The organism is Clostridium sp. AF34-10BH, from assembly GCF_003478095.1.
GTDB lineage: Bacteria > Bacillota > Clostridia > Lachnospirales > Lachnospiraceae > Acetatifactor > Acetatifactor acetigignens.
On the sequence record NZ_QUEC01000014.1, the window covers coordinates 78,379 to 94,438 of the forward strand.

Annotated in this window: 15 protein-coding genes; 3 read left to right on the forward strand and 12 right to left on the reverse strand. The window is 49.4% G+C overall.

Annotated features, from left to right (window positions below):
• Positions 1-564: 564 nt before the first annotated feature.
• From DWZ61_RS10840 to DWZ61_RS10885, 10 genes are all read right to left on the reverse strand, one after another.
• Positions 565-1,332: a helix-turn-helix domain-containing protein gene (locus DWZ61_RS10840; RefSeq protein WP_118538484.1), complete on the reverse strand. Its 768-nt coding sequence runs from the start codon at positions 1,330-1,332 to the stop codon at positions 565-567.
• A 113-nt stretch (positions 1,333-1,445) separates the two neighbouring features.
• A complete protein-coding gene (gene dnaB / locus DWZ61_RS10845) occupies positions 1,446-2,801 on the reverse strand; it encodes a replicative DNA helicase (RefSeq protein WP_117465767.1) in 1,356 nt (451 codons plus the stop codon).
• A gap of 17 nt (positions 2,802-2,818) precedes the next feature.
• Positions 2,819-3,265: a 50S ribosomal protein L9 gene (gene rplI, locus DWZ61_RS10850; RefSeq protein ID WP_022312021.1), complete on the reverse strand. Its 447-nt coding sequence runs from the start codon at positions 3,263-3,265 to the stop codon at positions 2,819-2,821.
• 63 nt (positions 3,266-3,328) lie between these two features.
• Positions 3,329-5,380, reverse strand: coding sequence for a DHH family phosphoesterase (locus DWZ61_RS10855; protein WP_118538486.1), 2,052 nt, complete (start codon positions 5,378-5,380; stop codon positions 3,329-3,331).
• Between the two features lie 149 nt (positions 5,381-5,529).
• Positions 5,530-6,375 carry an RNA methyltransferase gene (locus DWZ61_RS10860; protein ID WP_118538488.1) on the reverse strand — a complete coding sequence of 282 codons (846 nt, stop codon included), beginning with the start codon at positions 6,373-6,375 and terminating at the stop codon, positions 5,530-5,532.
• A 150-nt stretch (positions 6,376-6,525) separates the two neighbouring features.
• Positions 6,526-6,789 carry a 30S ribosomal protein S18 gene (gene rpsR / locus DWZ61_RS10865; protein ID WP_022154890.1) on the reverse strand — a complete coding sequence of 88 codons (264 nt, stop codon included), beginning with the start codon at positions 6,787-6,789 and terminating at the stop codon, positions 6,526-6,528.
• Between the two features lie 66 nt (positions 6,790-6,855).
• Positions 6,856-7,314, reverse strand: coding sequence for a single-stranded DNA-binding protein (locus DWZ61_RS10870; RefSeq protein ID WP_117465714.1), 459 nt, complete (start codon positions 7,312-7,314; stop codon positions 6,856-6,858).
• 21 nt (positions 7,315-7,335) lie between these two features.
• Entirely contained in the window at positions 7,336-7,626 is a 291-nt protein-coding gene (gene rpsF / locus DWZ61_RS10875) for a 30S ribosomal protein S6 (protein WP_022154888.1), read from the reverse strand.
• Between the two features lie 98 nt (positions 7,627-7,724).
• Positions 7,725-7,907 (reverse strand): DUF951 domain-containing protein, encoded by a 183-nt coding sequence (locus DWZ61_RS10880; RefSeq protein ID WP_022312293.1) that lies wholly within the window; start codon positions 7,905-7,907, stop codon positions 7,725-7,727.
• A gap of 77 nt (positions 7,908-7,984) precedes the next feature.
• Complete coding sequence (locus DWZ61_RS10885; protein ID WP_118538490.1) at positions 7,985-8,818, reverse strand: YdcF family protein; 834 nt, start codon at positions 8,816-8,818, stop codon at positions 7,985-7,987.
• 188 nt (positions 8,819-9,006) lie between these two features.
• On the opposite strand from DWZ61_RS10885, the gene DWZ61_RS10890 reads away from it, so the two are divergent.
• Together DWZ61_RS10890 and DWZ61_RS10895 are read left to right on the forward strand one after the other, a co-directional pair.
• Positions 9,007-10,791 carry a hypothetical protein gene (locus DWZ61_RS10890; RefSeq protein WP_118538492.1) on the forward strand — a complete coding sequence of 595 codons (1,785 nt, stop codon included), beginning with the start codon at positions 9,007-9,009 and terminating at the stop codon, positions 10,789-10,791.
• A gap of 3 nt (positions 10,792-10,794) precedes the next feature.
• A complete protein-coding gene (locus DWZ61_RS10895; RefSeq protein WP_118538493.1) occupies positions 10,795-11,532 on the forward strand; it encodes an NAD-dependent protein deacylase in 738 nt (245 codons plus the stop codon).
• Here the strand turns inward: DWZ61_RS10895 and DWZ61_RS10900 are convergent.
• Positions 11,511-12,452: a beta-galactosidase small subunit gene (locus DWZ61_RS10900; protein ID WP_118538495.1), complete on the reverse strand. Its 942-nt coding sequence runs from the start codon at positions 12,450-12,452 to the stop codon at positions 11,511-11,513. The two genes, DWZ61_RS10895 and DWZ61_RS10900, sit on opposite strands and share 22 nt — an antisense overlap.
• A complete protein-coding gene (locus DWZ61_RS10905) occupies positions 12,427-14,346 on the reverse strand; it encodes a glycoside hydrolase family 2 TIM barrel-domain containing protein (RefSeq protein WP_118538497.1) in 1,920 nt (639 codons plus the stop codon). The genes DWZ61_RS10900 and DWZ61_RS10905 overlap by 26 nt, the downstream gene beginning before the upstream one ends.
• A 198-nt stretch (positions 14,347-14,544) precedes the next feature.
• On the opposite strand from DWZ61_RS10905, the gene DWZ61_RS10910 reads away from it, so the two are divergent.
• Entirely contained in the window at positions 14,545-15,936 is a 1,392-nt protein-coding gene (locus DWZ61_RS10910) for a sodium:alanine symporter family protein (protein WP_118538499.1), read from the forward strand.
• Positions 15,937-16,060: the final 124 nt, after the last annotated feature.

Genomic DNA, 16,060 nt, shown 5'->3' on the forward strand with positions numbered 1-16,060 from the left:
TGAATGACCTGGACGCTTTCACATACCCTTCATGTTCCGCATTATCTCTTTGCGAACAGCCATTGTTTTCAATGTTTTCTGCCATAGACGGTCATTCCTCCTTTCTCGGTCATACTCAAGACTCCTACTGATTCGGTCCTTCACCTCGAACGGAACTTGTTCCGTTTGGCTGCTATGACCTCTGCTGACTTCTGTGCGTTCAGCATTGCTTTATGCAATGGTTGCCTCTTTCAAGGCGTACCGCACAGACCTCCCTAGGTACCACACGTTTCTTCCTCTCCATCCATCTGCCTCATTTATCATGCATGATTCCGTGTAGTTATTGGGCTTCGATTTGGCGTGCAACCTTACCCTCATGCATAACCTCATATAAGATTTCTGTCCGTCAGACCAGAGATTTGCCCATGAGTTAGTATTTTCCTCACATCCAGCTTCCTTCAGATTCCACCTCACGATGGACACCCTTGCCTTCGGCTATATCCTTCCCACTACCGGGCGGATTCGGGACTTTAACCCGTTAGAAACGTGCGCCGCTAGGCGCACACGTACCCCGGGGAAGGCATTTCAGAAAATGAAATGCCTTTTCTTTTTTTCTGCCTTAATTTCCCTGCCGGTATTTTCTTTGTCTGCGATCTCTGTGGACTCTTTTTCCACTTTCGGCCTTCTCTCCTCTTTCTGCTGTTTCCGCAGTTGTCCCCTGGTCTTTTTCCGCAACAGCTCGTCCATCTTCTGATAGTACTCCTCGCTGCGCTGTTCCAGTCTGCGGTCTCTCTCCTCTTCCCGTTCTTCTCTGCTGCGGAACTGATAATCCAGCTCCTTGACCATGCTTTCCTTGAGTTCCCGGCAAAGGTCCTGGTTATTCTCCCGTACTGCCTCACGGATCAACTGTTGCAGGATCCACTGGAGCCTTTTAGCCTTCTCTTCCCTGCTTTCACTCTGCAGTCCTTCCTTCTCCGGCACCGTACATATCCTCTCCTGCGGCTGTACCGGCATCTCTTTATCCACCGGTTTATCAACGATCTCGATGGCCATGTGTGGTGTCCGGACTTCTGCCGGCTCTTTCCGGGCTTCTACAGGCTCTTTTTCCCGTTCCTCCGGCAGTACGTCCAGCCGTCCGTCCTTTAATATCATTTTAATTGCTTTCAACTGTAATCCCCTTTCTTTCATGCTCTTGATCTCTTTGAACCGTTCCACGTCTTCCTTCGTATAATAGCGGTGCCCCAGCTCGTTTCTTTTGATGGGCAGATGTAATTCCTCTTCCCAATAGCGAAGTACATGGCTCTCCACCTTTACCTGTTTTGCAGCATCCGAAATCAATAAATACTCTCCCATATTCTCTTCCTTTCCACATATCCATATATAATAAAAATACGAAAGAGAACAGGTGCGGGGAATCTCCCTCACTTGTTCTCTTTCGTATTTTATGTTCTGTATTCGTAATATACTTAGAAATCTTTTTTTCTGTCGTTTTCCAGATTGGCAAACTTGGTGTATTCCGGCAGCCATGCCAGCTGTACGGTTCCGATGGGACCGTTTCTCTGTTTGGCTATGATGATCTCCGAAATACCTTTATCCGGCGAATCGTGATTATAATAATCATCACGGTAGATGAACATTACCACGTCGGCGTCCTGCTCGATGGCTCCGGACTCACGCAGGTCAGACAACATAGGGCGATGATCCGGTCTCTGCTCTACAGCCCGACTCAACTGAGACAATGCCAGCACCGGTACGGACAGCTCTCTGGCGACTGCTTTCAGGGATCTCGAAATATCGGAAATCTCCTGCTGTCTGGAATCGCTGCTTCTTCCGCCACTTCCCGACATCAACTGTAAGTAGTCGATGATGATCATGGACAGACCGTTTTCCTGCTTCATTCTTCTGCATTTGGAACGAAGCTCGGCAATGCTGATACCGGGGGTATCGTCGATCATCAGCTTGGACTTGCCGATGACACCGGCACTCTCGATCAGTCGTTCCCATTCCTGGTCATTCAGCTGACCGGTACGGAGCTTCTGGGCATCCACGCTGGATTCCAGGGAAAACATACGATTGATCAGCTGCTCCTTACTCATTTCCAGACTGAATATGGCTACCGGCAGATTCTGCTTAAATGCTACATGCTGCGCGATATTCAATACAAACGCCGTCTTACCCATGGAAGGACGGGCTGCGATCAGCACCAGGTCCGAGGGCTGCATTCCGGCGGTACGATAGTCCAGATCAATGAATCCGGTGGCAATACCTGTGACGGTTCCGTGCAGTTTGGAAGCCTTCTCGATCTTGTCCATGGCGTTCATGACTACGGTACGAATCGGTACGAATTCCTTGACGTTTTTCTTCTGTACCACTTCATTGATCTTGCTCTCGGTACTCTCCAGAATCGTATCCAGGCTCTCCTTGCCGCTATAACAGGTATTGGCAATCTCTTCATTGGTACGGATCAGACGCCGGAGTGTCGCCTTCTCCGCCACGATTCCAGCATAATACTTGATATTGGCGGAAGTAGGTACTGCTGCAATCAGATTCGTCAGGAAATCCAGTCCACTGACCTCGGGAGGCACATCCTCCTTGGATCGCAACCGATCCTGCAAAGTGACAAAGTCAATGGGCTTTCCTTCATTGTTCAACTCTACGATGGTGTCAAATACCACACCGTACTGCCTGTTGTAGAAATCCTCTCCGGAGATCTGCTCTGTGGCAGCCGCAATGGCTTCCGCGTCAATGAACATAGAGCCGATGACCGACTGCTCCGCCTCTAAACTGTGAGGCATTATTCTTTTGATTACATTTTCATCCATTGCGGGCATGGGGTCGTCTACGCCTCCGTAACTTTCACCGTCAGCTTCGCTGCCACCTGGGGATGAAGCTTCACTGTTACCTCATAGGAGCCGAAGTTCTTCAGACTCTCCGGCAGCTGGATTTTCTTCTTGTCAATCTCGATACCATGCTGTTCCTTGCAGGCAGTTGCAATCTCTTTGGAGGATACAGAACCGAAGGTTCTTCCGCCCTCTCCTGCCTTGATCTTGACCACGACCTGCTTGGTCTCCAGCTCTGTTGCCAGCGCCTTTGCCGCATCCAGATTCTCCTGTGCCACCTTCTCTTCGTTTGCCTTATGGAGCTTCAGATCGTTCAGATTCTTGGAGCTTGCCTCCACACCGATCTTCTTCGGTAAAATATAGTTTCTTGCATATCCTTCGCTGGCCTCAATGATGTCTCCTTTTTTTCCCAGCTTTTTTTCATCCTGAAGTAAAATAATTTTCATAGGATCAACCTGCCTTTCCTGAATCTTCTGTTTTATATGGTAAAACTTTTCAAACGGAATCCCTTAGATCTCACCGGATTCCAGCATGTCGTCGATGGTATTCTTCAATACGCCAATGGCCTCTACCAGTCCCACGCCTTCCATCTGGCAGGCTGCGGTATTCATGTGGCCTCCACCGCCCATACGCTCCATGATGATCTGTACATTGACCTCATCAATGGATCTGGCGCTGACATAGATCTTGCCCTGATAATCGGTAAGTACAAAACTTGCCTTAATGCCCTTGATATTCAGCAGTTCGTTGGCTGCCTGCGCACCAATGATGGTAGGGCTGGGCAGATCCTCTGCGGTACACAGAGAAATTGCAAAGAACTGCTTGTAGATCTCTGCCTGACTGACAGCATCCGCCTTGGCCTTGTATTCTGCTGCATCCTCACGGAACAGTTTTCTCACACGGGTCACATCCGCACCGTTTCTGCGCAGGAATGCGGCAGCCTCGAAGGTGCGGACACCTGTTTTGGTCATAAAGTTATTGGTATCGATCATGATACCGGAATACATACAATCCGCCTCTTCCGTACGGATCTTGATATTGTCGTAGGTATACTGCAAGATCTCGGATACCATCTCGCAGGCGGAGGATGCATAAGGCTCCACATAAGACAATGTGGCATTCTCAATGGTCTCCGTACCCTGTCTGTGGTGGTCCAGTACTACGACGGATTTGCAGAAGCGAAGCAGATCCGGGCACTCTGTGATGGAGGGCTTATTGACATCCACCACCACCAGAACCGTATTGCTGCCTGCCATATCAATGGCCTGCTGGCTGGTGATGATCATATCCTCGTCATATTCCGGATTGTTCTTAAACAGCTCCACCAGCGGCTGTACAGAGGTCGTAGCCTCGTTCAATACAATGTGAGCCTTTCTGCCCAATGTCTGGGCGATCCGGTAAATACCCACCGCAGAACCGAAGCTGTCCACATCCGGCATCCGGTGTCCCATGACAATGACACGATCCTTGCCGGTGATGATTTCCCGCAGGGCATGAGCTTTTACTCTTGCCTTGACACGGGTATTCTTCTCTACCTGCTGGCTCTTGCCGCCGTAGTAGGTAATGCTCTCCGGCGTCTTGATGACCGCCTGGTCACCGCCGCGTCCCAGCGCCAGATCAATGGCGGTACGGGCAAACTCGTAGTTCTGCGCATAGGTCAGTCCATCCAGACCGATACCGATACTGATGGTCACCGCCATCTCGTTGCCGATGTTCACCGTCTTGACCTCTTCCAGCAGATCAAAACGGTTCTCCTGCAGCTGTGCCACTGCTTTTTTCCGCATGATTACCAGATACTTGTCCTTCTCCAGCTTCTTGCTGATACCATCCAGTGCCGCAATGTATTTATTTACCTTACGGTCGATCAAAGCGATCAGCAGGGATCTACGGACTTCCTCGACGCTCTCCAGGGCTTCCTCATAGTTGTCCAGATAGATCATGCCTACGCTCAGACTCTGGTCATCCACTTCCTGCAGTGCAATATGCAGTGCCGTCTCATCGAAGAGATAGACGGCAATCAGGTAACCGTTATAGCCTTCCGCATCGATCATATCGCTGTGTTCCGCCATCTCCTTCAGAGAAATCTTGCGGAATTTGGCCACATACTCACAGCCCTCGTATTCCAGTTCATACTGTGCCTCGTCCACACCAGATTCGTCCGGAAGCCTGTCCCGGGTAATGGTAGGAAACAGGGAAGTGATGGATTTACTGTAGCCCTTGGGCTGATGCACCACATTCTCAAAGGCAATGTTGGTCCAGATCACCTTGCCGGAATCGTCCAGAAGGGCATATGGCAATTCCAGATCCCGCAGCAGTTTTCGCTGGATCTGACCATATTCCGTGGCAAAGCTGATCAACTCGTTCATGATGATCGGCTTGTTGTAGAAATACAGCGTCAGGGTAATTGCAAAATAAAAAATCGTAAATCCGAAGGTAAGCAGTCCTGCACGGAAATCCAACATGAATACCGCCGCATCGATAGCCAGCAGTAACAGGCCCAGATATAGGGTGAACTGGATATATGTACGGATCCTGCCTTTCAGTCTGATTCGTTTTTTCATGAAAGAACACCTCTCAATATTTGCGTTCGACAACTTCTATTATAACAAATAATAATCCGCTCCGCCACCATATTATTTTGACGAATAGACAATATTCCTCTGTCAAATTTGTGCTTTTTGTCAGCTTTTCCGGACGGAGAGCCGTTCTCTTACTTACACAGTTCCCAGAAAGCCACTGCGCTGGCGGCCGCCACGTTCAGGGAATCCACACCATGGGCCATGGGAATGCACACCGTATCGTCACAATCCGCAATGGTATCCGCTGCCAGTCCTTCCCCTTCCGTTCCCAGAATAATGGCAAGCTTTTCGACATTATGCAGTTTCTCATCATCCGGCCGCAAGCTGTCTTCTTTTAAAGCCATGGCTACGGTATGATACCCCATCTTCCGCAGCTGTTCCATGGTATGCTCCGGCCAGTCCTTTGTCTCCAGGATCGTCCACGGCACCTGGAATACGGTTCCCATGCTGACTCTTGACGCCCGACGGTACAACGGGTCACTGCAGCCTCCCGTCAACAATACTGCATCGATTCCCAACGCTGCCGCAGAACGGAAAATTGCGCCTACATTTGTGGGATTTACAACATTCTCCAGAACAGCAATGCGTCTGGCATTTCCGCACAAGTCTTCCATCTTCGGCAATGCTCTTCTGCGCATGGCACAGAGCATTCCTCTCGCCAGTTTAAAGCCGGAAATCTCCGACAGCACTTCATTGGATGCCACATATACGGGAATTTCCCCAGACACCTCTGCAATCCGCCCCAGGATTTCCCTGCCCTTCTCCGAATCCGCTTCCCGCTGTTCCATCAGAAGTGACAGCGGCTCATATCCCGCTGCCAGTGCCCGCAGAATCACATTGGGGCTCTCCGCAATGAACAGCCCCCGCTCTGGCTCATAATAATGAAAAAGTTGTACCTCCCTGCGTTCATTGTAGATCTCCAGTTCCGGTGTATGCAGATCAGTAATTGGTATTAATCTATGCTTATCTGTACTCATGCTTTTGCGATACCTTTTCTCCAATAATTTTCTCTTTTTATTATAATGGAGCATCCGACCCCCGTCAAACGCAACTGTTACCCTGTACTCGGCTCATGGTATACACAAAAAGACCAGCCACAAAGGGCTGGTCTCTCATCTTAGTCTGAATTATTCAGCTACATAAGGCATAAGTGCTACGTGACGTGCTCTCTTGATAGCAACGGTCAGTGCTCTCTGATGCTTTGCACAAGTACCGGTAATACGACGAGGAAGGATCTTACCTCTCTCAGATACATACTTCTTCAGCTTAGCTGTATCCTTGTAATCGATTACGTTATCTTTACCACAGAATACGCAAACTTTCTTTCTTCTGCGCATACCGCCTTTTTTTCTCATCGGAGAATCGGTCTTCTCAGTCTTATTAAAAGCCATTATTATTACCTCCTATCGGAATCTGTCAGGGCAGAGGCGGGTGTCAGCTCCGCTTGTCACTGAAACTTAGTTAAAGGGTAATTCTTCATCGATGCCGTCAGGGATGTTCATAAAGCCATCACCTGCTCCGGAAGGAGCAGGGGCATTATTACCACCACCAAAGCCAGCGTTCTGGTATCCGCCGTCATTATTGCCGGCAGATGCGTTCTTACTCTCTGCGAACTCTACGTTCTCAGCCACTACATCAGTAGTATACACACGCTGTCCATCCTTATTGGTATAGCTTCCGGTCTGGATACGTCCTTCAACAACGAACTTTGTTCCCTTGTGGCCGTATCTCTCAATAAACTCACCGGTTCTGCCAAACGCTACACAGTTAATAAAATCAGCATCCGGCTCACCGTCACGCTTAAATCTTCTATCTACTGCTATGGAAAAACGAGCAATCGCTGTTGCGGTAGCTCCCTGAGAATATCTTACCTCAGGATCCCTTGTTAAACGTCCCATAAGAATTACTTTATTCATATTTCGCTTCTCGCTTTCTGTTTATGCCTCGTCCTGTCTAACGCATAAGTATCTGATCACGTTGTCCATGATACGAACACGGCTCTCGATCTCTGCAGGAACAGTGCTCTCAGCTTCAAATCTGATGAAGTAGTAGAAAGCTTCTTTCATCTTCTGAACTTCGTAAGCAAGCTTCTTCTTGCCCCACTCGTCCACTTCTGTGATGTTGCCGCCGAATCTCTCAACCAGTGCTTTGCACTTGTCAACAACGGCTGCTCTCTCATCATCCTCGATCTTAGCGCTAACAACAACGGCTAATTCGTACTTGTTCATGTTAGTTACCTCCTTTTGGTCTCTGGCCCATATTTTATATATGAGCAAGGAATAAAGTGTCTCACGAAGGAACATGATACCATATTCCTGTCCACTTTTCAAGATTTTTCAACGATTTCTTTCACATTTTTTTCTAATAGTTTTCTTGCGATCATGATCTGGTGTCCACAGCCCAGACATTTCAGCCGGAAATCTGCTCCCACACGGAGTACTTCCCATTCTCTGCTGCCGCAGGGATGCTGTTTTTTCAGTTTCAATACATCTCCCACATTAATATCCATAACATTTTCCTCTTCTTTTCCTGACTGTATCGCCACTCCTCCGCAAACATGTCGCGACAGAGGCCTGTGATTCTGTATTATAAATGGTTCGCCATAAAGTCCTTCACTACCCCGAAAGCCTCCCGCAGCAGGTTATTCGGTACGGTAACGGGATAAGTTCCCGCGGACAGTCCCTCTACATGGGCATAGCCCTGTTTTCTCGCAATAGCCAACGCCCGGAACATATGAAAATTGTTGGTAATAACCACAACACTGTCCTCTGATTTGTCCAGCAGTTCTCCGCTGAAGATCAGATTCTGCGTGGTATTCGTGGAAGCATCCTCCATGAGGATCCGCTCCGGATCGATCCCGGCGGTTTCCAGATATCCTTGCATTCCCTCGGCCTCGCTGATGGGTTCATTGTATCCCTGTCCACCGGACACGATGACTTTGGTCTCCGGATTGGCATTCAGATATTCTATGGCTTTATCCAGCCGTTTCTGTAGCACATAACTGGGGCCGGAAGTCTTCCACTGGGCTCCCAGTATGATCACATAATCCGCACCTTCCTGCGCCGTGGCATGGAACTGACTGACGATCATCCCTTCTATAATAAGAAGCAATACCATCCCTGCCATCACAAGACTCCGGAATGTAATATGCAGCCATCGGGGGATCCAGTAATATACGGTTCTGCGGGTCAGCACCCATGCCCATGCGGCACAAAAAGCACCAATCACACCCCAGACCAGGAAAAAGTAGCTGCCGAAGGCAACAAAAAGACCGATCCCCACACAGTACAGCAGACACAGCACCGCCAGAACATATAACGCCCTTGCTCCGTAATGTTTTTCTCCCACGCCTCTGCCTCTGGGATCCAGATAGATCACTTTTTTACTTTTTTCCCTCGGAATCAAGTGGTTCCTTTTCATACTGCCTCCATTCTTTCCTACGATCTATTGTAGCATATCTCCTACGGCAGTCTCAATACCACATATTTTAGGGTTTTCTTAATTTTTTCGAAAATTTTCTTTACCGGACACTGATTGACTTGTCACTCACCTAACACTATGATGTAATTAACATACTACTTTTGAAAAAAGAAACGGATGGAAACCTTATGCATACCACATTATCCAAAAAAGATTTTTCCCGATATCTGCCCTTCCTCCTTCTGGTGATGACCGTTTTCCGCGTCCTCGCCGGACTGAGGATTCCTTATATGATCCTGGCAAATCAGCGCTATGATGACCGGCTGCTGTTCGAGAATGCTTACGATCTGCTGAGCGGCGTGTGGCTTGGCAGCTACGATTCTTATACACTGGCAAAAGGAATCGGCTATCCGCTGTTTCTGGTACTGGCGAAAAAGCTGTGCCTTCCCTACTCTGTTCTGCTGTCGCTGTTGCAGGCGGCCGGTGCATGGCTGTTTGTCCGCGCAGTGTCTGTGAGATGGCAGAATCCCTATGGGCAGGCAATTCTCTATCTGCTCCTGTTGTTTTCCCCCATCAGCCTCACGCTGTTGGTCACGCAGCGGCTGTACCGCATGGCAATCGTTCCGGGAATGGTCCTGGTGGTATTTTCCAGCATGATCGGACTGACTCTGCGCAAAGAGCTCCCCTTGAAAAAACAGCTGCCCTGGGCATTCCTGACCGGACTGACTCTTGCCTTTTTCTGGCAGATCCGGGAGGATTCCGTCTGGATCCTGCCGTTTATCGCCGTTATGACGGTATGGAACGTGGGTTATGTAATTCTGGTCCTGCATAAGAAATTAAACACAAAGGCACTTCTGCTTCACTGCCTGACCATGTTATTGCCACTCCTTCTCCTGTTCGGCGCCAACACCGGTGTCTCCGTCATCAACCGGATCCACTACGGTGTTTTCCTGAACAACGACCGCACGGAGGGAAATTTTGCAGAGCTGATGTCCCTGTTGTATCATCTGGACAGCAATACGAGAACCAATCCCGACATCTGGATCTCCCGGGATACTATTGTCAGAGCAGAAGCAGCCAGTCCCACTCTGCAGCAGATTCAGCCACTATTGGACAGTTATACCGAAGACTGGGCCACAAGGGATGGTGAGATTCCCGGCGATCACTTCAGCTGGGTACTGCGGGATGCGGTACAGGACTCGGGAATTGCCCCGAATGCCGTCAGTGCACAGACCTTTTATGGCAATGTCCTCTCCGAACTGCGGGCAGCCGTAGCCAGTGGCGAGCTGACCGAAAAGACGGACGGTGCCCTCTATTTTTCCTCCCAATCCCGTGGAGTACTGCCGGAAGAAATTCCCGGTATCCTCAGTGATACTTTGCAGAATATCTGGAAAATTGCAGGATACACCGATTGTGCTTTGAGCAGTTCCGCCAAAAGTGCCGGCCGGCTGTCGGATATCCGTCGTATGGAATCCTTTGCCTCCTGCCTGACCGTGTACCCCACACTGTCACAGTTTCAGGCTGCCGATTATGATTCCATTGAGGATGAGACCTTATATGATTTCAATGAGATCTACAGTTCCGGTATGGTATCTCTTCTGAATAAGAGCAACGCTATCTATCAGTTGTTGGGACAGCCCATGTTCCTGCTGGCACTGCTTGCCCTTTGTGTGCTGACCGTCCGCGTGATCCATGGACTTTTCCATGGGGACACAAAAGATCTCGAACTGTGGATCCTGACCTGTGGGATTCTGCTCAGTGCCGTTCTGCTGCGTTTCGGCTGTGGCCTGTTCACCGCATGGTTTTCCGAAGACATGCAAAAGTTCATCAACAGCTTCTATTCCTGTGGCGTCTACATTCTGCTGCAGATGTTCAAATATCTGGCGGTTATTACTACTGCCACCAGCCTGCAACCGATACGGAAACAATATTTTCAAAATTTTCGTAATTCTCATAAGGAAAAGGAGGAATAACTTATGGAAAATTTGAACAAACAGATTCAGGAATTGCAAAAGATCATTGATACCTACGGCAATATCGTATTTTTCGGTGGTGCCGGTGTCTCCACCGAGAGTGGAATCCCGGATTTCCGAAGCGTGGACGGACTGTATCACCAACAGTACGATTACCCGCCGGAGACGATTTTAAGTCACACCTTTTATCGTTCCCACACGGAGGAATTCTTCCGTTTTTACCGGAATAAGATGCTCTTCCCCAATGCACAGCCCAATGCCGCCCATAAAAAACTGGCAGAACTGGAAGCTGCCGGGAAAGTCCGGGCCGTGATCACCCAGAATATCGACGGACTGCATCAGGCTGCCGGAAGCAGGACCGTACTGGAGCTCCACGGCTCCGTGCTTCGCAATTACTGTGAAAAATGCTATCAGTTCTATGGAATCGACACGATCTTAAACAGCACCGGTATTCCCCGCTGTGAAAAATGCGGTGGTATCATCAAGCCGGATGTGGTTCTGTACGAAGAGGGACTGGATGAGAAGACGTTAAATGCCGCCGTCAGATACATCCACGAAGCAGATGTCCTGATCATCGGCGGCACTTCTCTGGCTGTCTATCCCGCAGCCGGGTTAATTGATTATTTTCAGGGTGATAAGCTGGTGGTCATCAACAAGAGTGCGACCCCCAGAGACAGCCACGCAGATCTCCTGATTCAGGGACCGATCGGGGAAGTATTTCACTCGATCCAGAATCCGTAAGTGATATCCTGTTCTCCGCTGATATGATAAGCATCTTCCACATCAGCGCCCCAGCTGTTGATACCACCCACGCCCCTCACTGCTCCCAGGATGGATACCACCGTCCTGCGGGCAGGGGGTAGTTCTTCGTGGTGCATGGCATTTTCCAGTTCCTGTGCCGTATAAGGCAGGCAGGAAAATGCGAAGTGTTTTCCCTCCTCCGCGGTTATTTTTAAACGGCTGCTTCTTTCTCCACGGTCTGTATTATCCAGGGAAGTCTTCCTAACGATCTCCAGCCATTTGGTCTGCATATGCATCCCACAGTCCTGAGGCACCATATAAGGTGTCACCGGCAGGCCCTGTACTTCATACACACCGGGAATTCCTCCTGCCATACGGTCCGGATAGGTCTCTCCGGACAATCCTTCATAGGTATACCTCTCCGCTGCGGTGGGCATCAGAAACCGCATTCCGAATACCGGAAGCTCCGGCAGGCCCTGTTTTCCACAATAATCTGCCTGCACATGGATTCTGCCGTCTGCTTCCACCGTATAAGTCACTGTCACCTCCGTCGCCGGAACTGTCGGCGTCTCATACGTATAGATGATCTCGAATCTGTCGCAGGTCTCTTTTCCGGTGTATTTATTATTCGCCGGTGCCAGAGGGATAGCAATCTCCTCTCCATCCATCCGGGCCTCTACCCGGCTGCAGCGTACAAAACGATCCGCGGCGGACCATACTGCACTGCGGAATGCGAATCCACACCCTCTGTCATTGTCCGTGACCGCGCGCCAGAAAGCCGGTCTTGGAGCCCGGTACAGCCACTCTTTTCCATCCTTATATAAAGATTCCATGCCGCCCATTCCTACAGAGAAAATATAGGCAAAATCCTGTCCCTGTATTCCGATGGTCACATCACCGATCACGATTCTGAGTGCCATAATAATATCTCACCTCCTGCATTGCCGGTTTTTCGCTGCGATTTGCGAAAAGAATTCCGTTGCCGGAAAATTCATAGTCGCTGGGTCTGTCATCAAAATCTCCTCCGTAGCGCAGTACTCTCCGTCCTGTGACTTCATCTTCCACCCAAAGCGCCTGGTCTATATAGTCCCAGATAAATCCACCCTGATACATTTCAAAGCGGTCCAATAATTCCATATAGGACTTCATTCCGCCCAGAGAGTTGCCCATGTCATGCATATATTCGCATAACAGATACGGCTTTTTCGGGTCGTTTTCCAGATAATCTATAATCTCCTGCGGATATGCATACATCCGGCTCTCCATATCGGAAATCACATCCTCATATGCCTTGTTATGGAAAACGCCCTCATAGTGCACCAGACGCAAGTCGTCTTTTTCCTTGAAGAACTGCTGCATCGCAGCGATATCATCCTCGGCATAGGATTCATTTCCCAGAGACCAGAACAGGATCGAAGGATGATTCTTAAAGCATTCAAAATTGGTTCTGGCACGGTCCACTACCGCTTCCTTCCACTCCGGCAGGGAACCGGGCACATTCCAGGAAGGTTCCACAGCTCCCATCTTCTGCCAGGAGCCGTGACTCTCCAGATTCGTCTCCGCCATCACATAGATTCCGGCTTCATCACACAGTCCGTACCATTCCTTGCGGTCCGGATAATGACAGGTTCTGACCGCATTGATATTGTTGCGTTTAAAGCAGGCAATATCCCATTTCATGTCTTCCATTGAAATACATCTGCCGGATGCTGCATTCCACTCATGACGGTTCACACCACAGATCACCAGCCGCTCGCCGTTCAGTTTCATCACTCTATCCGTAGGATCCAAAATAAAATCCCGGAAGCCGATCTTATAAGGCACCACTTCCGTCACTTCGCCCTCACTGTCTGTCAGCGTGATCTCCAACTGATATAAGTACGGATTCTCATGGCTCCAGGGGATTACCTTTTCTGCCAATGTTTCCCGAAGGTGCAGCGTCTGCTCCGCCTGTGACTGCAAAATCTGTGTCTGCTCCAACAGGCATTTCCCGTTGGCATCCGACAGACATACACGCATTTTGCCCGGACGCTGTCCTTCATCCTCAGCTGATATTTTGATTGCTGCATCTAACGTGCCTTTTCCATCCTCTACGGAAAAATAAGGCTTCGCCCAGAGGTCTTCCACGTGCCACTGCGGCTTGGCATATAATTCCACACTCCGGAAGATTCCGAAAAAGCGGAAGAAATCCTGATCCTCCAGAAAAGCAGCCGTACTGCGCTTATGCACTTCCACCGCCAGCAGATTGTCCTTTTCCTTAATATAGGGTGTCAGATCGAATTCGGAGGGGGTAAAGCTGTCCTCGGCATATCCCACGAAATGCCCGTTCAGCCAGACATACATCGCCTGTTCCACACCTTCGAAACAGATGATTACCCTTTTTCCCCGCAGGCCTTCCGCCAGGTGAAAACGCTTGCGATAACTTCCTACAGGATTATACTCTGCTTCGCTGAAAGCACCTTCTGCCAGACCTTTTCCCAGTGTATAGGCCGGGCGGCGGTAGATTTTCCCCTCCCAGGGATACATATTATTGATATAATGAATTTGGTCATAACCTGCCAGTTCAATATGTCCTGGCACACGGATCGTATCGAACTGTGCACTGTCGGCATTTTCCCGGTAGAAATCCACCGGACGGCTCTTCGCATTCACCGAATAGGCGAACTCCCATATTCCGTCCAGAGACTGTACCAGGGAGCTTCTGCCCTCTGCCGCTTCTTCCGTATCCTGATAGATCGGATGATCACTGTGGGCTGGCAGCTGACCGACCCGGAACACCTTCGGATCGTCCAGCCATCTGATATCTGCTTCCATTTTGGTCCTCCTTATTTATCCCTTTTCTATTATAATAATTGTGAATTTTCTTCCATGCAACAAATATTTATCTCTTCGGAAAAACAGATTCCATGATACACTGCCCGGAAATCAAGATTTTTGTGGCAGCATATGTGAAAATATGTTAATCTGTAAAAGTATTTGCCTTATATCCACAAATGATAGGAGATTCTGTTTATGTTATCCACAATTGAAGCAGTCAACAGTGTTGTCAACAATTTCATCTGGGGTGTCCCCGCCATGATCTGTATCATCGGTGTCGGTCTGTATTTAAGTATCCGGACGCGCTTCCTGCAGATCCGCAAGTTCCCCTATTCCATGAAGGTGACACTGGGACGTATGATGAAGAAAAAAGAAGCCTCCGATGGAGCCCTGACACCTTTCCAGGCGGTATGTACCGCTCTCGCAGCTACCGTTGGTACCGGTAATGTAGCAGGTGTGGCAGGCGCCATCGCCATTGGCGGTCCCGGTGCGGTATTCTGGATGTGGGTATCTGCGCTGCTCGGCATGTGCACCAAGTTCGCCGAAGTAACACTTGCTGTACACTTCCGCGAGACCAATGCACAGGGAGACCTGGTAGGCGGCCCTATGTATTATATTAAGAATGGACTGGATAAGAAATGGCACTTCCTGGCGTATTTGTTCGCCGCTTTCGGTGTGCTGGCTGTGTTCGGTACCGGTAATGCCACACAGGTCAATACGATCACTACTGCCATTGATTCTGCTCTGAGCAGCTTTAACGTACTGCCTGCGGATGCTGTGAAGCTTGTCAACCTGATCATCGGCGTGGCTCTGGCGATCATCATTGCCCTGATCCTGATCGGCGGCATCAAGCGTATCGGCAATGTTACCTCTAAGCTGGTACCTTTCATGGCGATCATGTATATCGTGCTGGCACTGGGTGTGATCATTTTTCATATTAAGTCTGTACCTGCTGTATTTGCTTCTATTATCGAAGGTGCTTTCCATCCCGCCTCTGTGACCGGCGGTGTGGTAGGAAGCTTCTTCATGAGTATGAAAAAGGGCGTGTCCCGCGGTATCTTCTCCAACGAGGCCGGCCTTGGTACCGGATCCATCGCTCATGCCTGTGCCGATACGAAGAAACCGGTAAAACAGGGATTCTTCGGCATCTTTGAGGTATTCGTGGACACCATCATCATCTGTACCATGACGGCTCTGGTCATCCTGTGTAGCGGCGTACCTGTAAATTACGGTGAAGCAGCCGGTGCGGAACTGACCATCGGCGGATTCACCGCGGTATACGGCAACTGGGTATCCATTTTCACCGCCGTGGCCATGTGCTGTTTCGCTTTCTCCACCATCATCGGCTGGGGACTGTACGGTACCAGATGTATCGAATTCCTCTTCGGTTCCCGCTCCAACATGCCTTTCATGGTGCTGTATTCCCTTACAGCTATCGTGGGCGCGACAATGAACCTCGGACTGATGTGGAGCATCGCCGAGACCTTCAACGGGCTTATGGTCATCCCCAACCTGATCGCTGTGTTCCTACTGTCCGGCGTCGTAGTAAAGATGACAAAGGAATATTTTGCAAAAGAGAACGGATAATATCTGAATGGGATTTGCGTTATGATCATTGAATAAATGATGTAGTTCTTTCGTTCGATAATGACAGTGAATTGAAAGTTAGTGAAATAATCCCGTAGCCCTTGGCAGGGTATAAGAAACGCGG